The sequence below is a fragment of the Rhizobium sp. GCM10022189 genome (genome assembly GCF_042656325.1).
Lineage (GTDB): Bacteria > Pseudomonadota > Alphaproteobacteria > Rhizobiales > Rhizobiaceae > Rhizobium.
Genome location: NZ_JBHSOR010000057.1, coordinates 21,925 through 42,135, shown reverse-complemented (window position 1 = coordinate 42,135; position 20,211 = coordinate 21,925). Strand labels below are relative to the sequence as shown.

Below are 20,211 nucleotides of genomic sequence, written 5' to 3'. Positions count from 1 at the left end.
CATCAGGGAAGAGTCCAAATGCTCACCAAGAAACTTCTTTCGGCCTGCCTCGGCGCTGGCCTGGTTGCCGCGCTGGCAGTCTCGGCCTCTGCTGCCGATATTACCGGTGCCGGTTCGACCTTCGTCTACCCGGTTCTTTCGAAGTGGTCGGCAGACTACAACAAGGAAACCGGCGACAAGCTGAACTACCAGTCGATCGGTTCGGGCGGCGGTATTGCCCAGATCAAGGCTGCAACGGTTGACTTCGGCGCTTCCGACGCCCCGCTCAAGCCGGAAGACCTGACGGCCGGCGGTTTCGGCCAGTTCCCGCTCGTTGTCGGCGGCATCGTTCCCGTCATCAACGTCAAAGGCATCAAATCAGGCGAACTCAAGCTCTCCGGCAAGGTTCTCGCCGATATCTACCTCGGCAACGTCACCAAGTGGAACGACAAGGCAATCGCCGACCTGAACCCCGGCCTGAAGCTGCCCGACAGCCAGATCGCCGTCGTTCACCGTTCGGACGGCTCGGGCACCTCCTTCAATTGGACGAACTTCTTCTCCAAGGTCAACGAAGACTGGAAGACCAAGGTCGGTGAAGGCACCGCCGTCAACTGGCCGGTCGGCATCGGCGGCAAGGGCAACGAAGGCGTCGCCGCTTACGTCACCCGCGTCAAGGATTCGATCGGCTACGTCGAATATGCCTACGCCCTGCAGAACAAGCTGCCCTACGTTCTCGTCCAGAACGCGGCCGGCCAGTATCCGAAGCCGAACGCCGAAAGCTTCTCGGCTGCCGCTGCCAGCGCCGAATGGGGCAAGGCCCAGGACTTCTACCTGATCATGACCAACGCTCCGGGCGAGAAGGCCTGGCCGATCACGGCAACCACCTGGGCGATCATGTACAAGGAGCCGAAGGATGCCGCCCGCTCCAAGGCTGCTTTCTCCTTCTTCAAGTGGGCTCTCGAAAAGGGCCAGAAGGAAGCGTCCTCGCTCGATTACGTCCCGCTTCCGGAGACCCTCGTGAAGCAGATCGAGGATTACTGGACAGCCTCCTTCAAGAGCTGATCCTGACGAAACTGCGGTCGGGGCGGGAAGCTTGGCTTTCCGCCCCGAATGCCGTTGACACCCCCTCAAAGCAGCAGAGCGTACGGATATGAGCGAAGCATTGGCATCGCTGCCCGCCGAGACCGCGGGCGTGAAGCGCCGCGACGGCGCTGCAGGCGATCGTATTTTCTATTGGATAGTCTTGGGCTGCGGCCTGTTTGTCCTGGTCGCCCTGCTGGCAGCGGCGATCTCCATGGCCATGGGCGGGCTGCTGGCGTTCCGCACCTTCGGTTTCGGCTTCCTGACCGGCACGGACTGGGATCCGGTCGCCGAGAAGTTTGCCGGCCTCGTGCCGATCTACGGCACGCTGGTCACGTCGGCGCTCGCCATGGTCATCGGCGTTCCCGTCAGTCTCGGCATTGCGGTTTTCATCACCGAGGTGGCGCCGCGCTCCGTTCGCGGGCCGATCGGCGGTGCCGTCGAGCTTCTGGCCGGCATCCCCTCGATCATCTACGGCATGTGGGGCCTCTTCACCTTCGCGCCCTTCATGTCGGATTATATCCAGCCGGTGCTGATCGACTGGCTCGGCCCGATCCCCCTGATCGGTGCCCTGTTCTCCGGCGCTCCGCTCGGCATCGGCATGCTGACCTCGGGCATCGTGCTGGCGATCATGATCATCCCCTTCATTTCCTCGGTCATGCGCGATGTCTTCCTGGTCGTTCCGGCGCAGCTCAAGGAATCGGCCTATGCACTCGGTTCGACCCGGTGGGAAGTGGTGCGCGACATCGTCATTCCGCACACCCGCACCGCCGTCGTCGGCGGCATCTTCCTCGGTCTCGGCCGCGCGCTCGGCGAGACGATGGCGGTGACGTTCGTGCTCGGCAACACCCATAACATCGCCATATCGCTGATGGAGCCCGGCACCTCGATTGCCGCAACGCTCGCCAACGAATTCGCCGAGGCGTCCGACGATCTCTACCGGTCGTCGCTCGCAGCCCTCGGCCTCATCCTCTTCGTCGTCACCTTCATCGTTCTGGCCGCCGCCAAGCTCATGCTGGTGCGCATGGCAAGGCAGAGGGGGGAATAATCCATGGCTACCTATTCCGGCTCCCTCTACCGTCGCCGCCAGCTCGGCAGCGCCATCGCGCTGACGCTCTGCGGTATCGCCACCGTGCTTGGCCTCGTCTTCCTCGTCTGGATCCTCTGGACGACGCTCGTCCACGGCCTGTCGGCGCTCAGCCCCAGCCTCGTCACCGAAATGACGCCGCCGCCCGGCGAAGACGGCGGCGGTCTTGCCAACGCCTTCATGGGCAGCCTGCTGATGGTCGTGCTCGCCGTCGTCATCGGCACGCCGATCGGCGTGCTGGCCGGCACCTACCTGTCGGAATTCGCCCGCGGCAAGCGGCTCGGCGAGGCGATCCGCTTCGTCAACGACATCCTGCTCTCGGCCCCGTCGATCATCATCGGCCTGTTCGTCTACGAGCTGGTCGTGCGCCCGACGGCGCGTTTCTCCGGCTTTGCCGGCGGCATCGCGCTCGCCTTCATCTTCCTGCCTGTCGTGGTGCGCACGACCGACGAGATGCTGCGGCTGGTGCCCGACGTCATGCGCGAGGCAGCCCTTTCGCTCGGCATCCCGCGCTGGAAGGTCACGCTCAACGTCCTCTACCGCGCCGCCTCGACGGGCATCCTGACCGGTGTCCTTCTGGCGATCGCCCGCATTTCGGGCGAAACCGCGCCGCTTCTCTTCACGGCGCTGAACAACCAGTACTGGAGCCTGGATATGTCGCAGCCGATGGCGAACATTCCCGTCGTCATCTTCCAGTTCGCTATGAGCCCCTATGAGCAATGGCAGAATCTCGCCTGGGCCGGTGCCTTCGTGATGACCGCCGTCGTTCTGATCCTGAGCGTCGTATCGCGCTCCGTCCTGAACCGAAAAGGTGGGAAATGATGCTTCAGTCCGCAGAAACCTTCGACGCTGCCAGCAAGCCGGAAAAGCCGATGGCCAAAGACAAGATCGCGCTTGAGAAAGTCAATTTCTATTACGGCGACGCCCACGCCATCAAGGATGTGAGCCTGAGCTTCCCGGAGCGCCAGGTCTCGGCCCTGATCGGCCCGTCCGGCTGCGGCAAGTCCACGCTGCTGCGCATCCTCAACCGCATCTACATGCTCTATCCGAAGATGCGCGCCACCGGCTCGATCAAGCTCGACGGCAAGAACATTCTCGACCCCGGCTTCTCGATGAACGAGCTGCGCGCCCGCGTCGGCATGGTGTTCCAGAAGCCGGTGCCGTTCCCGATGTCGATCTACGACAACATCGCCTACGGCATCCGCCACCACGAGCGGCTGAGCAAGGCCGACATGGATGTCCGCGTCGAGCAGGCGCTGCGTCAGGCAGCCCTTTGGGATGAAGTCAAGGACAAGCTGAAGGGCAGCGGCCTCGGCCTTTCCGGCGGCCAGCAGCAGCGCCTGTGCATTGCCCGCGGCGTGGCGCTGCGCCCGGAAGTCCTGCTTCTCGACGAGCCGACCTCGGCGCTTGACCCGATCTCGACCGCCAAGGTCGAAGAGCTGGTCGCGCAGCTGAAGGGCGAGTTCACGATCGTCATCGTCACCCACAACATGCAGCAGGCGAGCCGCATTTCCGACAACACCGCCTTCATGTATCTCGGCGAGCTGATCGAATACGGCCCGACCGCCCAGATCTTCCAGTCGCCGAAGGTCAAGCGCACCGAAGACTACATCACCGGCCGTTACGGCTGATACGGCCTTCGCCTTTCAGCAAGGAAGCGGCCGGCATTCGATGAGCGTGCCGACCGTTCCTGTTTATCAGGCGGAATCCGGATTACCAGCGGGTAAGCACTCCGAGCGTCTCGATCTGGCTGTCGATCGTGATCAACGCCATGTTCTCGATAATAGCTTGCGCCGCAAGAATTCGGTCGAAAGGATCGTTGTGTGTGCCCGGCAGCATGGCACTTGTGACCATGTGAGCACTCGTAATCGCAAGCTCATCAAAGCCGTTGTCCAATACGACGCCTCTGAAGTCCGGCAACACGACCTCGCCAGTGGGCAGTTTGCCTTTCCTGTGCTTGGTGGCTATTTCCCATGCAGATGCGGCGCTGACATAAATTTCATTGGCCGGGTCGGCCAAGAGATCGCGGATATTCTCGGGAAGCTTGGGGTCGTCAATCAGCCACCAAAGAAATGCATGTGTATCGAGGAGGAACCTCATTCGCCGGTCAATTCCTTGACCTCTTCATCGCTGAGCGGTTCAAAAAAAGCGGGATCTACGATCAGACGGCCTTTCAGTCGGCCAGGCTTGCGTTTGGCCGAGCGTTCGGCCTTTATCTGTTCATCCGCCCGAAGTGATCTCCGGAGAAAGGCTGCGAATTCGTCACGCTGATCGGACATCAGAGAAAAACTAAAGACCTCGTGGCCTTTTTTAGCGCTCTTGCTCATTGTCGGCTCCATTCGACGGCGGCGTTTCCTGTCGCAGATATAGTGCCCTCATTTCACCACACCAAATCCAGACGGTCCAGCCCATGGAAGTGGTAGACGTCCTTGACGACGGGTGTCTTCGCAAGCTTCAGCCCCGGCAGCCGCTTGAACAGGATCGGCAGCACGACGTTGAGTTCCAGCCGCGCCAGCGGCGCGCCGATGCAGAAGTGGATGCCGGCGCCGAAGGAGAGGTTGGGCGCCTCGTTGCGATCCGGCTTGAAGGTGAGGGGATCGGAAAACTTTGCCGGGTCGAGGTTGGCCGCCGCCAGGATCATGCTCACCTTGTCGCCGCGCTTGAACGCGACACCGTCGATCTCGGCAGGCTCCAGCGCCCAGCGCTGGAAGATGTGGACGGGCGCGCAGATGCGCAGCGATTCCTCGACCGTGCGCTCGGTGGCGGCCTCGTCGCGGAAAAGCACGGCCGGATCGCAGCCGCTGTCGAGGATGATGCGCACCGAATTGCCGATCTGGTGGACCGTCGCCTCATGGCCTGCGTTCAATAGCACGATGGTCGTCGAGACGAGCTCGTCTTCCGTCAGGTACTGGCCCTTGTGCTCGGTATGGATCATGTGCGTCAGCAGGTCGTCGCGCGGCTCGGCCCGGCGCTCGGCAATGACCGTCTTCACGTAGTCGGAAAATTCCCGCGCCGCCTGTTCTGCCGCATCCTCGTCCGCCCGCGTGCGGCCGAACATATACATGCGCACATAGGCATGCGACCATTTGAGCAGCTGCGGCCCCATCTCCTCGGGAATGCCGATCATGCGGGCGATCATCGTCACCGGGATGATATCGGCAAAGGCCGACAGCAGCTCGACCTCGCCCTTGTCGGCGAAGCCGTCGATCAGCCTGTTGGCAAGCTCTTCCAGCTCCGGCTTCATCTTCTCGACATGGCGCGAGACGAAGGCGCGGTTGACGAGGGTGCGCAGCCGCGTGTGTTCCGGCGGCTCCAGTTCCAGAAGCGAATAACGCTCGGCAAGATCGAAGGCGGCGATATGCGGCTCGGGCTCGGGCAGGCCCAGCTCCTCGCGGCTGGCAATATGCAGGATCTGCCGGCCGAAGCGGCGGTCGCGCAAAAGCCCGTTCACATGGTCGTAGCCGGTGACGAACCACTGCTTCTGCTCTTCCCAATAGAAGGTGGGACAATGGGCATGAAGCGCGGCATAAACGGCGTTCGGATTGCCGTAGAAGGCCGGGTCGCTGCCGTCGAGCGAGACATGGCGGGTTGCGGGATCGATCTTGAGGAAGGGCGGTATCGTCATGGCCAGAGGCTTAGCGGATTTGCCCTGCCTCGAAAAGATGGGTCCTTTGTACGTCCGGATGGACGCACGGCTCTCTAGCCCGCGCGGGAAAGCACGCCCATGCGGCGCAGGGCTTCCACCTGATCGTCGATGGTCGGCACGAGTTCGCCGGCATGGGAATTGGGCTCGCCCGGCGCGGGGGCTGCCGTCTCCTCTTCGCCGAAGACGACCGTGCAGTTGCGGCCGGCGGCTTTTGCCGAATAGAGCGCCCGGTCGGCGGCCGACATCAGCCGGTCGATATTGGCCTCGACCGCCGAGGACAGCGCGATGCCGACGCTGACGGTGGCAGGGATCAGCGCCTCGCCGGTGCTGACCGGCAGGCGGCAGAATTCGGCGCGGATCGATTCCGCCAGCGCTTCCGCTTCCGTCTGGTCGCGCACGGTCACGAAGGCCGCGAATTCCTCGCCGCCCATGCGGCCGAAAATGCTGTTGGGGATATACTGGCGGGCAAGACGGGCGAAGGCGATGAGCACGGCGTCGCCGGACTGATGGCCGAAGCGGTCGTTGACGCGCTTGAAATGGTCGAGGTCGAAGAGGATGACGCCGACTTGATGCTGCGCGTCATGCGCCTTTTCGCGGATATTGTCGAAATAGCCGAGCAGGCCGCGCCGGTTCAGCACGCCGGTCAGCGAATCCGTCAGCGTCAGCAGGCGCAGGTGACGTTCCGACCGTTCCATGATGAGACGGCAGGTGAGCGCGAAGGCGATGGTGAGCAGGAAAGCGCTCGCCATGGCGGCCGCGCCGCTGAAATTCGTCGCTTCGGTGTCCGAAGGCATCACCAGCGCCATCGTCACCGCCACGCCGAAGCAGAGGAAGGCCTGCAGCACGAAGATCGCCATCAGCTTGATGCGGGTACGCTCGCGGCGGATGTCGCCGACGGCGACCGCCATGGCAAGCGCGGTGGCGCCGGTCGCCGAGGCGAGATTGTAGAGAATGACACGATTGGCATAGTCCGCGTTGATCCAGGGCAGGAAGATGCCCGCAAGCCAGATCGCCGGCGGCAGCAGCGCCCACCATTCCAGCTTCTTGCGGTCGAGCGCCAGGAAGCCGGCGGCCCAGGCGCTCTGGCCGAGCAGGGCGACGGCGTTGCCGGTCTCGATGGAGAGCAGGTTGGGGATCTCGCCGCGCGCCGCAACCAGCGCAAAGCCGATGCCGCTGAACAGGAAGCCGAGCCCCCAATAAAGGTAGGCGACGCCCTTCCGGTCATGGCGCCAGGCCACGAACAGAACCAGGGCGAGCGTCAACGCTTCGGAACACCAGATGGACAGACCTGTAGTGACATTGAACACGGCGGCAACCCCTTGAATAGTGGTCGCATCCTTGCCGAAGAAGCTCGCCGTTTGATTAATGGCCGGCATCGGCGGCCGGCGATTTTGGCGATATCTGCCGGTAAGCTTTCCGACCGGTAAATGCGCGTGAGGTCGGGCAGTCGCGGTAAGTCTTCCTTCATCCTGTCACAGAGAAAAACTGTGAGGGACAAGGCTGCGGCCTCCCCGTTAACAGGCGTTTGGGAGAAACGGGATAGGGAAATGCCAAAGCCATATGTCGCGCCCGCTTCTTAACGTTATCCTTATGCGTGTCTTGAAGAGGGGGGCTCCGACACTCTATGTAGGGACGAGGCATTTTTCTTTGATTCCCGGCATTCGCCGGAAAGACGTTAAAAGGACGCACATGAGAAACCCAGTCGATACCGCTATGGCACTCGTGCCGATGGTTGTGGAACAGACCAATCGCGGTGAACGCTCCTACGACATCTATTCCCGCCTGCTCAAGGAACGCATCATCTTCCTGACGGGTCCTGTCGAGGATCACATGGCGACGCTCGTCTGCGCCCAGCTTCTCTTCCTCGAGGCCGAAAACCCGAAGAAGGAAATCGCCCTCTACATCAATTCGCCGGGCGGCGTCGTCACCGCCGGCATGGCGATCTACGACACGATGCAGTTCATCAAGCCGGCCGTCTCGACGCTCTGCATCGGCCAGGCCGCGTCCATGGGCTCGCTGCTTCTGGCTGCCGGTCACAAGGACATGCGTTTCGCCACGCCGAATTCCCGCATCATGGTCCACCAGCCTTCGGGCGGTTTCCAGGGCCAGGCTTCGGACATCGAACGTCACGCCCGCGACATCCTGAAGATGAAGCGCCGCCTCAACGAGGTCTATGTCAAGCACACGGGCCGCACCTATGAGGAAGTCGAAAAGACCCTCGACCGCGACCATTTCATGGATGCGGACGAGGCTCAGACCTGGGGCGTCATCGACAAGGTCCTGACCTCGCGCATCGAAATCGAAGGCGATCAGGCCTAGTAATTAATAGGGATGGTGTTTTCGCCGCCACAGTTCTATCCCATTTGTGATTGAACAAGGGGTTTCATCTGGCGGCGGAGACGCTAATAGTAACTATTAATGCTATGTTGAATTTTTGTGACATAGCATTCGGCATTCGAAGGGGAATTCGTTGCCGCCGGTATCCCGACATGATTGATTGGGCCGGTTCGTACCCCCTGAAGCCTTTGTCGGCAGAAACTCCGGGTAAGGAGCGCCGTCAGGGAGCTGATTGAGTGGACCGCGATTTCGCGTTCGAAATGCGGCGTGCTGGAAGGAAAGTGATATGAGCAAGGTCAGCGGCAGCAACGGCGGCGACAGTAAGAACACTCTTTATTGTTCTTTCTGCGGAAAGAGCCAGCATGAAGTCCGGAAGCTTATTGCCGGACCTACCGTATTTATCTGCGATGAATGCGTCGAATTGTGCATGGACATCATCCGCGAGGAGAACAAGTCCTCGATGGTCAAGTCCCGTGACGGCGTTCCCACGCCCCAGGACATCATCAAGGTCCTCGACGAATATGTCATCGGCCAGCGCCAGGCGAAGAAGATCCTGTCGGTCGCCGTTCACAACCACTACAAGCGTCTCGCCCACGCCTCCAAGAACGGCGATGTCGAACTGGCGAAGTCGAACATCATGCTGGTCGGCCCGACCGGCTGCGGCAAGACCTACCTTGCCCAGACGCTCGCCCGCATCATCGACGTTCCCTTCACGATGGCCGACGCGACCACGCTGACGGAGGCCGGCTATGTCGGCGAAGACGTCGAAAACATCATCCTGAAGCTCTTGCAGGCTGCCGATTACAATGTCGAGCGCGCCCAGCGCGGCATCGTCTACATCGACGAAGTCGACAAGATCTCCCGCAAGTCCGACAACCCGTCCATCACCCGCGACGTATCGGGCGAGGGCGTGCAGCAGGCGCTTCTGAAGATCATGGAAGGTACGGTTGCCTCGGTACCGCCGCAGGGCGGCCGCAAGCATCCGCAGCAGGAATTCCTGCAGGTCGACACGACGAACATCCTGTTCATCTGCGGCGGCGCCTTTGCCGGCCTCGACAAGATCATCTCCGCCCGCGGCGAGAAGACCTCGATCGGCTTCGGCGCGACCGTCAAGGCACCGGACGACCGCCGCGTCGGCGAAGTGCTGCGCGAACTGGAGCCGGAAGACCTGGTCAAGTTCGGCCTCATCCCGGAATTCATCGGCCGTCTGCCGGTTCTGGCAACGTTGGAAGACCTCGATGAGGACGCGCTGATCCAGATCCTGTCCGAGCCGAAGAACGCGCTGATCAAGCAGTACCAGCGCCTGTTCGAGATGGAAGACGTGGAGCTGACCTTCCACGAGGACGCGCTGCGCGAAATCGCCCGCAAGGCGATCATCCGCAAGACCGGCGCCCGCGGCCTGCGTTCGATCATGGAAAAGATCCTGCTCGACACGATGTTCGAACTGCCGGCACTGGAAGGCGTTCGCGAGGTCGTCATCTCCGAAGAGGTCGCGCGCGGCTCGGCCCGTCCGCTCTATATCTATGCCGACCGCCAGGACGAGAAGGCAAACGTTTCGGCCTGACCTGTGCTCGGGGACCGTAATTTTAAGGGGCTTGCCTTGCGCGGGCCCCTTTCTATTTGAAATCTGGTACCCGGCGCTGATAATAGTTGCGGGCAAGGTTGAAAACAGCCCTGGCCGATATTGCGCAAACGACGACCCTTGGCAATGATGCCGTGATTCCGTAGCGTGTTGCTGGCGTTGTTATTTTAGGCGGTTCGGAAATGGTAAGCGTCGCTCCAGTCTGGCGCTTCATTGTGTTGGCGTTCCATTGTAATAAAGCTGTCACATCCGTGGAACGCGGGCGTTAACGTGGCTTGAAAAGCGTAGTCAGAACCTCCACTTGTAACAGCAAGTAGAGTGCCGGCCGGTCCCAAGCGGCCGCGCCAAAGAGCCCGGTAACGGGACGATGGAAAGGAATAAAAATGACGAAGAAAACGTCTGTAGCGAGCAGCACCGCCTATCCTGTTCTTCCCCTGCGCGACATCGTGGTTTTCCCCCATATGATCGTGCCGCTGTTCGTCGGGCGGGAAAAGTCGATCCGTGCGCTCGAAGAGGTCATGGGTTCCGACAAGCAGATCATGCTCGTTACCCAGATCAACGCCAGCGACGACGATCCGGACCCGTCCGCGATCCACCGCGTCGGTACGGTCGCCAACGTGCTGCAGCTCCTGAAACTGCCTGACGGCACCGTCAAGGTTCTGGTGGAGGGCCGCGCCCGCGCCGAGATCGATACCTATACGAGCCGCGAAGATTTCTACGAAGCCCTCGGCCATGTGCTCGAAGAGCCGCATGACGATCCGGTCGAGCTGGAAGCGCTGTCGCGTTCCGTCGTGTCGGAATTCGAAAGCTACGTGAAGCTCAACAAGAAGATCTCGCCCGAGGTCGTCGGCGCGGCCAGCCAGATCGACGACTATTCCAAGCTCGCCGATACGGTCGCCTCGCACCTGTCGATCAAGATCACCGAGAAGCAGGAGATGCTGGAAACCACCAGCGTCAAGGCCCGCCTCGAAAAGGCGCTCGGCTTCATGGAAGGCGAGATCTCGGTCCTGCAGGTCGAAAAGCGCATCCGCTCGCGCGTCAAGCGCCAGATGGAGAAGACCCAGCGCGAATACTATCTGAATGAGCAGATGAAGGCGATCCAGAAGGAGCTCGGCGACGGCGAGGAAGGCCGCGACGAGATGAGCGAACTGGAAGAGCGCATCGCCAAGACCAAGCTGTCCAAGGAAGCCCGTGAAAAGGCCGACGCGGAACTGAAGAAGCTGCGCCAGATGAGCCCGATGTCGGCCGAAGCCACCGTCGTGCGCAACTATCTGGACTGGCTGCTCGGCATTCCGTGGGGCAAGAAGTCGAAGATCAAGGCCGATCTCAACAATGCCGAGAAGATCCTCGAAGCCGATCACTTCGGTCTCGACAAGGTCAAAGAACGCATCGTCGAGTATCTGGCGGTTCAGGCCCGCGCCACCAAGATCAAAGGCCCGATCCTGTGCCTCGTCGGCCCTCCGGGCGTCGGCAAGACCTCTCTCGCCCAGTCGATCGCAAAGGCGACCGGCCGTGAATATGTCCGCATGGCTCTCGGCGGCGTCCGTGACGAAGCTGAAATCCGCGGTCATCGCCGCACCTATATCGGCTCTATGCCCGGCAAGGTCATCCAGTCGATGAAGAAGGCGAAGAAGTCCAACCCGCTGTTCCTGCTCGATGAAATCGACAAGCTCGGCCAGGACTATCGCGGCGATCCGTCTTCGGCCCTGCTCGAGGTGCTCGATCCGGCCCAGAACTCGACCTTCATGGACCATTACCTGGAAGTCGAATACGACCTGTCGGACGTGATGTTCATCACGACGGCGAATACGCTGAACATCCCGGCTCCGCTGATGGACCGCATGGAGATCATCCGTATCGCCGGCTACACCGAAGACGAAAAGCGCGAGATCGCCAAGCGGCACCTGCTGCCGAAGGCCATCAAGGAACATGCGCTGCAGCCGAGCGAATTCTCGGTCAGCGACGGCGCCCTGATGGCGGTCATCCAGCAGTACACCCGTGAAGCCGGCGTGCGCAGCTTCGAACGCGAGCTGATGAAGCTTGCCCGCAAGGCGGTCACCGAGATCATCAAGGGCAAGACGAAGTCGGTTCATGTCACGGCCGAGAACATCCACGACTATCTGGGCGTTCCGCGCTTCCGCCACGGCGAAGCCGAGCGCGAGGATCAGGTCGGCGTGGTCACGGGTCTCGCCTGGACGGAAGTCGGCGGCGAGCTGCTGACGATCGAAGGCGTCATGATGCCCGGCAAGGGCCGCATGACCGTCACCGGCAACCTGAAGGAAGTGATGAAGGAATCGATTTCCGCGGCGGCCTCTTACGTCCGCTCGCGCGCCGTCGATTTCGGCATCGAGCCGCCGCGCTTCGACAAGAGCGACATTCACGTGCATCTGCCGGAAGGCGCGACGCCGAAGGATGGTCCCTCAGCGGGCGTCGCCATGGCAACCGCGATCGTCTCGATCATGACCGGCATCCCGGTCAGCAAGGATGTGGCGATGACGGGTGAAATCACCCTGCGCGGCCGCGTCCTGCCGATCGGCGGCCTGAAGGAAAAGCTGCTCGCGGCGCTGCGCGGCGGCATCAAGAAGGTGCTGATTCCGGAAGAGAACGCCAAGGATCTGGCCGAGATTCCGGACAACGTGAAGAACAATATGGAGATCATTCCGGTCTCCCGCATGGGCGAAGTGATCAAGCATGCGCTGATCCGTCGTCCGGAGCCGATCGAATGGGATGGCACGGTTGATACGCCTGTCATCGCAACGGTCGAAGGGCTTGATGAAGCAGGCGCAACCATAGCTCATTGAGCTGTTGGCGCCTCATTTATGCCCAAATGTTGCAAAACGCGTGGAAAGGCCGGCGCAAACGCCGGCCTTTTTTGTGAAAACCTCACGTAGACGCTTGCTTTTCCTTGATTTGCAGGGTTTTTGGGTTCCCGGCGGGCCTGATGAAAGCGATTTCTGCGCCTAGCTCACAGATTGAGTTGTTTCATACCATTTAGAAAGGGGTGGAAACATGAACAAGAATGAACTCGTGTCCGCAGTAGCCGAAAAGGCTGGACTGACGAAGTCTGACGCAGCATCTGCCGTCGACGCAGTTTTCGACGTTGTACAGGCTGAACTGAAGAGCAAGGGCGACGTTCGCCTGGCTGGCTTCGGCAGCTTCACGGTTTCCCATCGCGCTGCCACGAAGGGCCGTAACCCGTCGACCGGCGCCGAAGTCGACATTCCGGCCCGCAACGTGCCGAAGTTCACGCCCGGCAAGGGCCTGAAGGACGCCGTCAACGGCTGATACGAGATTGTCCGCCGGCCGTAAACGAGAACGGCCGCGCAGGATCTGGAGGGGTTCGGCAGCGCCGGACCCCTTTTTGTTGTCGCCGCTTGCCGCGCGCCGCACTTTGTCTTACGACGGCAATGTTCTCAGGGCGGGGTGAAAGTCCCCACCGGCGGTAAGGGTTTCGGCCCAAGCCCGCGAGCGCCTTCCGAAGCTTCGGTCGCGGAAGGGTCAGCAGATCCGGTGCGATTCCGGAGCCGACGGTTAAAGTCCGGATGAAAGAGAATGAGCATGGCCGCGCGGGGCAGGGGACTGCCGCGTCCGCGTGCCGTGGCCTCATGCGTCCTGATTTATGTTTGGTCCCTGTCCTGGATGGAAGACATGAATCAGAATTCCCTCGTAATGTCGCATTCGCGCGCTTTTGCCGGCGCCGCTTTCATGGTGGCGGGCGGCGTAGCCTTCTCGCTCCTCAACGTCGTCACGCAATGGCTGACGATGACGCTCGCCTTTCCGGCCGCGTCAGCCGCCTTCTGGCAATATGCTTTCGCTTTCCTCTTTTCCTTGCCCTTCCTGCGCAAGGCCGGCCTTTCGGCCATGCGCACCCGCTATCCCTGGCGGCATCTCGTGCGCGTCGCCTTTGCCGCGCTCGGCGTCGAGGCCTGGGTCTCCGGCCTTGCCTCCGTGCCGATCTGGCAGGCCATCGCGCTTGTCATGACCTCGCCCTTCTTCATCATTCTCGGCGCGCGCCTGTTCCTCGGCGAGCGTGTCGGCCCGGCCCGCTGGGCGGCGACCGGCATTGGCTTTGTCGGTGCGATGATCATCCTCCAGCCATGGTCGGACAGCTTCACCTGGGCAGCGCTCCTGCCGGTCGCCTCGGCCCTGCTCTGGGGCGCGTCCTCGCTCATCACCAAGAGCCTCACCGGCATAGAGAAGCCGGAGACGATCACCGTCTGGCTGCTGGTGCTGCTGACGCCGATCAATGGCGGTCTTGCACTTGCGGCGGGCTTTGCAATACCGGCAGGCGGAACACTTGCGCTCTTCCTCCTGGCGGGCCTGCTGACCGTGGTGGCCCAATATCTGCTGACGCTCGCCTATGCCAGCGCCGACGCTGCCTATGTGCAGCCCTTCGACGATCTGAAACTGCCCTTGAACGTGCTCGCCGGCTGGCTTTTCTTCGGTTACGCGCCGGCCGGCTATCTGTGGCTGGCTGCTGCGCTCATTCTTGCCGCCTCGCTCTTCATCATGCGCACCGAGATGCGCCGCGAAAGGGAAACGGCCTGACGCGAACCCTACGAAAAGTTGCGGGATTGTCATGTGTCTGTCATGGCAGTCCCGCAAAACCCCTCTGTTCGATTTTTTCGACATTGGGGGATTTTCAATGACATCGTTTTCGCGCAAGGCAGCGCTTGCTGCAGTGCTTCTCGCATCCGTTGCTTTCCCGGCAGCGGCCGAGCCTGTTTTCAACCGCATCGCCTCGTTCCCGGTCGCAACCAACCTGCCGGCCGACAAGGACAAGCTTTCGACCACCTCGGCCGAAATCATCACCGCTTCGCAGGACGGCAACACGCTGATCTACAGCGACAGCCCGCTCGGCGCGATCGGCTTCATCGACATCACCGACGCCAAGGCCCCCAAGGCGGGCGGCGCGCTGATGATGGATGGCGAGCCGACCTCGGTCACGACGGCAGCCGGCAAGGCGCTGGTCGCCGTCAATACCGGCGAAAGCAAGCAGAAGCCGTCGGGCCGTCTGGCCGTCGTCGATATCGCCACGAAGAAGATCGACGCGACCTGCGATCTCGGCGGCCAGCCTGATTCGATCGCCCTCAACAAGGACCGGACGCTCGGCACCATCGCGATCGAAAACGAGCGCGACGAAGAGGTCAACGACGGCAAGATTCCGCAGATGCCGGCAGGCGACCTCGTCGTCTTCCAGGTCAAGACCGACGGCACCGTCGATTGCGGCACGATCAAGCATGTCGCGCTGACCGGCCTGGCAGGCGTTGCCCCGGAAGATCCGGAACCGGAATTCGTTGCCTTCAACAGCCAGAACGAAATTGCGCTCACGCTGCAGGAAAACAACGAGATCGTCATCCTGGACGGCGCCACCGGCACGGTGAAGACGCACTTTACCGCCGGCAGCACCGACCTTGCCGGCATCGACACCAAGCGTGACGGCGCCCTGAAGTTCACCGGCGAGAAGAAGGGCGTCCTGCGCGAGCCCGACGCCGTCAAGTGGCTGGACGACAACCGTCTCGTTGTCGCCAACGAAGGCGACTACGAGGGCGGTTCGCGCGGCTTCACCATTTTCGACAAGACCGGCAAGGTCCTCTTCGAATCCGGCGGCTCCTTCGAACGCGCCGTCGCCGCTCTCGGCCACTATCCGGAAAGCCGCTCCTCGTCGAAGGGTGTCGAGCCGGAAGGTCTCGAAGCCGCCAAGTTCGGCGATGACAGCCTGTTCTTCCTGCTCGCCGAGCGCGCCTCCGTGGTCGGCGTCTACAAGGATACGGGTGCCGATCCGGAACTGCTGCAGATCCTGCCGTCGGGCGTTTCTCCGGAAGGCGCAATCGCCATTCCGCAGCGCAATCTGCTGGCCACCGCCAACGAAGTCGATCTCGGCGAGGACGGCGGCCCGCGTTCGCATGTCATGATCTATCAGCGCGGCGAAGGCGAGAAGGCCTATCCGCAGATCGTTTCGGCCGAAAAGGACGGCAATCCGATCGGCTTCGCAGCCCTCTCGGGCCTTGCCGCCGTTCCGGGCAAGCCGGGCATGCTCTATGCCGTCAGCGACAGCGTGCTGGGCTCGCAGCCGACGATCTACACGATCGACGCCACGAAGAAGCCGGCCGTCATCACCGACGCGCTCGTCGTCAAGCGTGACGGCGCCCCGGCCCAGAAGCTCGACATCGAAGGCATTGCCGTTGCCGCCGACGGTTCCTTCTGGCTGGCTTCGGAAGGTTATACCGAGCGCCTCGTGCCGCACGCGCTCTACAACGTCACCGCCAAGGGCGACATCAAGACCGAAATCGCCCTGCCGAAGGAACTGCTCGCCAACGAAATCCGCTACGGTTTCGAAGGTGTCACGATCGTCGGCAGCGGCGACGAGACGACGCTCTGGATGGCCGTGCAGCGCGAGTGGAACGACGACGAGAAGGGCTTCGTGAAGCTCCTCTCCTATAATCTGAAGAGGAAGGAATGGGGCGGCGTGCGCTACCCGCTCGACAAGAGCGAGAGCGGCTGGGTCGGCCTCTCCGAAATCACCGCTCAGGGCGACAGCGTCTACATCATCGAGCGTGACAACCTCGTCGGCGATGCGGCCAGGCTGAAGAAGCTCTACAAGGTGGCAATCTCCGACCTGAAGCCGGCCAAGCTCGGCGGCGAGCTGCCGGTCGTCAAGAAGACGGAAGCCCATGATTTCATCGGCGACCTGAAGTCGGCCACCAACGGCTACGTTCTCGACAAGCTGGAAGGCTTCGCCTTCGACGCCTCGGGCAAGGCCTATGCCGTGACCGACAACGACGGCGTCAGCGACTCTTCGGGCGAAACCCTGTTCTTCCCGGTCAACCTGACCGCCACGAACTGAGACCGCCTTTGCAAGGAACGGAAAGGCCGGGCGGACGCTCGGCCTTTTTCTTTGGCGCTAGGTCATGAAGCCGGGTAGAGCGGCCGCGAGCGCATCGACCGCAAGGCGGACCTTGAGCGGCAAATGCGGGGTCTGCAGCCATAGCGCATGGCAGTCATAGAGAAATTCCGGCTGTTCCGGCAGCAGCACTTCCAGCGTCCCTGCCTGCACACGGTCGCGGATCAGCCAATAGGGCAGCCAGGCAAGTCCCATATCGGCCGCTGCCGCATCGGCAATCGCATCGAGATCGTCGAGCCGCAGCCGGCTGTTCGGCCGCACTTCCAGCGGCGGCGCATCGCCGCACGGAAAGAGCCAGGGGCGGAAGCGGGCCGAGCGCGCATAGATGATCGCCTTGTGCCTGCCGATATCCTCGATCCGATCCGGCCTGCCATGCATGTCGAGATAGTTCGGCGAGGCGCAAACCACCATGCGCTGGCGCGCGAGCCGACGCGCGATGAGATCCGACCTGTCCTCCAGTTCGCCCGTGCGGATGGCAAGGTCATATCCGCCCTCGGCAAGATCGGTGATGGGATCGCCGAGCGACAGGTCGAGATCGAGCTTCGGATATCGCTTTGCAAGTTCGGTCAGAACCGGAAGCACGCAATGACGGCCGAAATGCACGGGCATGGTGACGCGCAGCTTTCCGCATGGCTCTGAGAGATGGTCGACCGCCAGCGCATCCGCGGCCTCCGCTTCGGCAAGGATCAGCCGGCAGCGCTCGTAATAGGCGCGCCCGAAATCCGTCAGGCTCTGCCGGCGTGTCGTCCGGTTGATGAGGCCGACGCCCAGCCGCTCCTCCAGAAAACGGATGTGCTTGCCGACCATCGGCCCGGACAGGCCGAGCGCGGCAGCCGCGGCCGCAAACGAACCGAGATCGACGGCCTTCACGAAGACGGCCATGCTGGTCAGACGATCCATATTCAAAACTCACAGTTTCTTCTGTCATGCTTTCCTGCCAATTTATCTTCAATAATCCGTCTGTCATAGCTCATTCGGTTCAATTGTTTTGGAGTCGTTGGCAAATGGCACGCGTAATCCGCTTTCACGAAATCGGCGGTCCCGAGGTTCTTCGCATCGAGGACCTGGATATTCCGGCACCGGCACCGGGGGAGGTTCGGATCCGCGTCAAGGCGCTCGGCATCAACCGCGCCGAAGCGCTGTTGCGCTCCGGCGCCTATATCGAGACGGCGCCGCTGCCTTCGGGTCTCGGTCTCGAGGCGGCCGGTCTGGTCGATGCGGCAGGCGAGGGGGTGGATGGTTTTGCGCCCGGCGATGCTGTCAGCATCGTCCCGCCGATCTCCATGGTCCGCTGGCCGGCTTATGGCGAGCTTATCAATTTTCCCGCCGAATTCGTCGTCAGGCATCCGCCGGCGCTCTCCTGGGAGGCGGCCGCCGCCGTCTGGATGCCGTACCTGACCGCCTACGGCGCGCTCGTCGATATTGCCCGGTTGGGCAAGGGCGATTTTGTCGCCGTCACCGCGGCCTCCAGCAGCGTCGGGCTCGCCGCCATCCAGATCGCCAACACGGTCGGCGCGACGCCGGTCGCGATCACCAGGACCTCCTCGAAACGCCAGCCGTTGCGTGAAGCCGGTGCTGCCGACGTCATCGCCTCGCAGGAGGAGGACGTGGAAAAGCGGCTCAAGGAAATCGCCGGCCCGGATGGCCTGCGTGTCGTCTTCGATGCCGTCGCCGGTTCGATCTTCGAACCGCTGACGGCGGCGATGTCGCCGGGTGGCATTCTCATCGAATATGGTGGCCTGAGCCCGCAGTCGACGCCGTTTCCGCTTGCCGCCGTGCTCGGCAAATGCCTGACCTTACGCGGCTATCTGGTTCATGAGATCGTGCGCGATCCCGTGCGGCTGGCGGCGGCAAAGGCTTTCATTCTCGATGGCCTCGCATCCGCCGCGCTCAGGCCCGTCATCGCCAGGACCTTTCCTTTCGAGCAGATGGTCGAGGCGCACCGCTTTCTGGAATCGAACGAGCAGTTCGGCAAGATCGTCGTGACGGTCTGACATGGTCTCCGGCCCGGACGGAAAGTGCTGTCCGGGCCGGACGATCTGCCGGCGCCTACCAGCGCTGATGCACATGCGGCGCGATCAGGCGCTCGTAGATTTCGCGCGTCGCCGCCATGACGTCGGCCGAAAGCGGCGCAAGATCGGCGGCGGCCGCATTCGCGCTCGCCTGTTGGGCATTGCGTGCGCCGGGAATGACGACGGTGACGGCCTCCGCCATCAGGATCCAGCGCAGCGCGAAGGCCGCCATGCCGGCACCGGCGGGGACGAGCTTGCGCACGTCCTCGACCGCCTGCAGGCCGACCTCGAAAGGCACGCCCGCGAAGGTCTCGCCGACATCGAAGGCTTCGCCGTGACGGTTGAAGTTGCGGTGGTCATCGTTCGCGAACTGGGTGTCGCGGGTGATCTTGCCGGACAGGAGGCCGCTTGCGAGCGGCACCCGCGCGATGACCGCCACGTTCTTGCGGCGGGCTTCGCCGAAGAACAGGTGGTCGGGACGCTGGCGGAAGATGTTGTAGATGATCTGGATGCTGACGACGCCGGGATATTCGATTGCCTTCAAGGCTTCCTCGACCTTCTCGACGCTGACCCCGTAGCCCTTGATCTTGCCTGCCTTCTGCAGCTCGTCCAGAGCCGCGAAGACCTCCGGGCGGTAGAGCACCTCCGTCGGCGGGCAGTGCAGCTGCACGAGATCGAGACTGTCCACCTGCAGGTTCTTGAGGCTGCGGTCGATGAAGCCTTCGAGATTGGCCTTGTTGTAGCCCTCGGCGACATGCGGGTTGAGACGGCGGCCGGCCTTGGTCGCAACCATCGGGCGTTCGCCGCCCCGCGCCTTCAGCACGTCGGCAATGATCTTTTCGGAGCGCCCGTCGCCGTAAACGTCGGCGGTATCGATGAAGGTCATGCCGGCGTCGAGCGCGGCATTCAGCGCTGCGCGGCCGTCCGCTTCGCTGACGTCGCCCCAGGAGCCGCCGATCTGCCAGGCGCCGAAGCCGACATCGGTGACGGTAAAGGGCAGGCGGCCGAAAGCATGATGTTTCATGAAAAATCCTCCGTTCGTGATGAAAGGCCCTCGCAGTAGCAGGCGCCGGGGAGGGCGGCAATCGCCGATGCCGCTTGGATCGCCTGCTGCGATCAAATATCCTTGTGCGCGACGGCTTCAACGGCAGACGACGCAAGAACAGGAAAGACCATGGATATCAAGACTGCAGGCTCGCGCCCCTCGACGAAGGCCCAGGCCGATTATTTCACCGGTTCGGTCCGGCTGGATCCGCTCGTCGAAGCGCCTGAGCCGGCCCGCGTGCGGGCCGCGCACGTGACCTTCGAACCGGGCGCGCGCACCGCCTGGCATACCCATCCCCTGGGCCAGACATTGATCGTGACCGCCGGCAGGGGGCTCGTTCAGACCTGGGGCGGAGAAATCAGGGAAGTCCGCCCCGGCGATGTCGTCTGGTTCGCGCCGGGCGAGAAACATTGGCATGGCGCAAGCCCGCAGACGGCGATGAGCCACATCGCCATCCATGAAGCCCTGAACGGCAGCGCCGCAGACTGGCTGGAGCACGTCAGCGACGAACAATATGCCGGCAGGGCCTGAGCCGGACG

At 62.4% G+C, this 20,211-nt stretch carries 18 protein-coding genes and 1 riboswitch; of the genes, 12 read left to right on the top strand and 6 right to left on the bottom strand.

The genetic code is table 11. The features are described from left to right. The first annotated feature begins 18 nt into the window (after positions 1 to 18). From pstS to pstB, 4 genes are all read left to right on the top strand, one after another. Positions 19 to 1,041, top strand: coding sequence for a phosphate ABC transporter substrate-binding protein PstS (gene pstS / locus ACFPWW_RS27330; RefSeq protein ID WP_112566230.1), 1,023 nt, complete (start codon positions 19 to 21; stop codon positions 1,039 to 1,041). Positions 1,042 to 1,129: 88 nt separating this feature from the next. Further along, positions 1,130 to 2,107, top strand: a complete 978-nt coding sequence (pstC, locus tag ACFPWW_RS27325) for a phosphate ABC transporter permease subunit PstC (protein WP_112566232.1) — start codon at positions 1,130 to 1,132, stop codon at positions 2,105 to 2,107. A gap of 3 nt (positions 2,108 to 2,110) precedes the next feature. Then, positions 2,111 to 2,968, top strand: a complete 858-nt coding sequence (gene pstA, locus ACFPWW_RS27320; protein WP_112754534.1) for a phosphate ABC transporter permease PstA — start codon at positions 2,111 to 2,113, stop codon at positions 2,966 to 2,968. 50 nt (positions 2,969 to 3,018) lie between these two features. Next, complete coding sequence (gene pstB / locus ACFPWW_RS27315) at positions 3,019 to 3,777, top strand: phosphate ABC transporter ATP-binding protein PstB (RefSeq protein WP_377314625.1); 759 nt, start codon at positions 3,019 to 3,021, stop codon at positions 3,775 to 3,777. Positions 3,778 to 3,859: 82 nt separating this feature from the next. Here the strand turns inward: pstB and ACFPWW_RS27310 are convergent, their stop codons facing one another. The 4 genes from ACFPWW_RS27310 to ACFPWW_RS27295 form a co-directional block, all read right to left on the bottom strand. Then, a complete protein-coding gene (locus ACFPWW_RS27310) occupies positions 3,860 to 4,246 on the bottom strand; it encodes a type II toxin-antitoxin system VapC family toxin (protein WP_112566241.1) in 387 nt (128 codons plus the stop codon). Beyond that, on the bottom strand, positions 4,243 to 4,473 hold the full coding sequence (locus ACFPWW_RS27305) for a hypothetical protein (protein WP_377314226.1): 231 nt from the start codon (positions 4,471 to 4,473) through the stop codon (positions 4,243 to 4,245). Before ACFPWW_RS27305 ends, ACFPWW_RS27310 begins: the two co-directional genes overlap by 4 nt. Positions 4,474 to 4,526: 53 nt before the next feature. Continuing rightward, positions 4,527 to 5,771, bottom strand: a complete 1,245-nt coding sequence (locus ACFPWW_RS27300) for a cytochrome P450 (protein ID WP_112566247.1) — start codon at positions 5,769 to 5,771, stop codon at positions 4,527 to 4,529. Between the two features lie 74 nt (positions 5,772 to 5,845). Then, complete coding sequence (locus tag ACFPWW_RS27295) at positions 5,846 to 7,099, bottom strand: GGDEF domain-containing protein (protein ID WP_113498301.1); 1,254 nt, start codon at positions 7,097 to 7,099, stop codon at positions 5,846 to 5,848. A 382-nt stretch (positions 7,100 to 7,481) separates the two neighbouring features. Between ACFPWW_RS27295 and clpP the strand changes: the two genes are divergently transcribed. The 6 genes from clpP (at position 7,482) to ACFPWW_RS27265 (ending at position 16,558) form a co-directional block, all read left to right on the top strand. Next, on the top strand, positions 7,482 to 8,111 hold the full coding sequence (gene clpP / locus ACFPWW_RS27290) for an ATP-dependent Clp endopeptidase proteolytic subunit ClpP (protein ID WP_112566250.1): 630 nt from the start codon (positions 7,482 to 7,484) through the stop codon (positions 8,109 to 8,111). A gap of 304 nt (positions 8,112 to 8,415) precedes the next feature. After that, positions 8,416 to 9,693, top strand: a complete 1,278-nt coding sequence (clpX, locus tag ACFPWW_RS27285) for an ATP-dependent Clp protease ATP-binding subunit ClpX (RefSeq protein WP_018114461.1) — start codon at positions 8,416 to 8,418, stop codon at positions 9,691 to 9,693. Positions 9,694 to 10,094: 401 nt separating this feature from the next. After that, on the top strand, positions 10,095 to 12,512 hold the full coding sequence (lon, locus tag ACFPWW_RS27280) for an endopeptidase La (protein ID WP_112566253.1): 2,418 nt from the start codon (positions 10,095 to 10,097) through the stop codon (positions 12,510 to 12,512). Positions 12,513 to 12,720: 208 nt separating this feature from the next. Further along, positions 12,721 to 12,996, top strand: a complete 276-nt coding sequence (locus tag ACFPWW_RS27275) for an HU family DNA-binding protein (RefSeq protein WP_018114459.1) — start codon at positions 12,721 to 12,723, stop codon at positions 12,994 to 12,996. Between the two features lie 120 nt (positions 12,997 to 13,116). Continuing rightward, positions 13,117 to 13,269, top strand: a riboswitch (FMN riboswitch). Between the two features lie 90 nt (positions 13,270 to 13,359). Further along, a complete protein-coding gene (locus ACFPWW_RS27270; RefSeq protein WP_377314223.1) occupies positions 13,360 to 14,259 on the top strand; it encodes a DMT family transporter in 900 nt (299 codons plus the stop codon). 97 nt (positions 14,260 to 14,356) lie between these two features. Next, the gene (locus ACFPWW_RS27265; RefSeq protein WP_377314221.1) at positions 14,357 to 16,558 is read left to right on the top strand and encodes an esterase-like activity of phytase family protein; all 2,202 of its coding nucleotides are present in this window, start codon (positions 14,357 to 14,359) and stop codon (positions 16,556 to 16,558) included. A gap of 57 nt (positions 16,559 to 16,615) precedes the next feature. On the opposite strand, the gene ACFPWW_RS27260 is transcribed toward ACFPWW_RS27265, so the two are convergent. Beyond that, positions 16,616 to 17,515, bottom strand: coding sequence for a LysR family transcriptional regulator (locus ACFPWW_RS27260; protein ID WP_112702945.1), 900 nt, complete (start codon positions 17,513 to 17,515; stop codon positions 16,616 to 16,618). Between the two features lie 104 nt (positions 17,516 to 17,619). On the opposite strand from ACFPWW_RS27260, the gene ACFPWW_RS27255 reads away from it, so the two are divergent. Then, positions 17,620 to 18,609, top strand: coding sequence for a zinc-dependent alcohol dehydrogenase family protein (locus tag ACFPWW_RS27255; protein WP_377314219.1), 990 nt, complete (start codon positions 17,620 to 17,622; stop codon positions 18,607 to 18,609). A gap of 55 nt (positions 18,610 to 18,664) precedes the next feature. Here ACFPWW_RS27255 and ACFPWW_RS27250 read toward each other — a convergent pair whose 3' ends face one another. After that, positions 18,665 to 19,651: an aldo/keto reductase gene (locus ACFPWW_RS27250; protein WP_377314217.1), complete on the bottom strand. Its 987-nt coding sequence runs from the start codon at positions 19,649 to 19,651 to the stop codon at positions 18,665 to 18,667. A 150-nt stretch (positions 19,652 to 19,801) separates the two neighbouring features. Here ACFPWW_RS27250 and ACFPWW_RS27245 point away from each other — a divergent pair, with 150 nt between their 5' ends. Next, positions 19,802 to 20,203: a cupin domain-containing protein gene (locus ACFPWW_RS27245; protein ID WP_377314215.1), complete on the top strand. Its 402-nt coding sequence runs from the start codon at positions 19,802 to 19,804 to the stop codon at positions 20,201 to 20,203. Positions 20,204 to 20,211 lie beyond the last annotated feature (8 nt).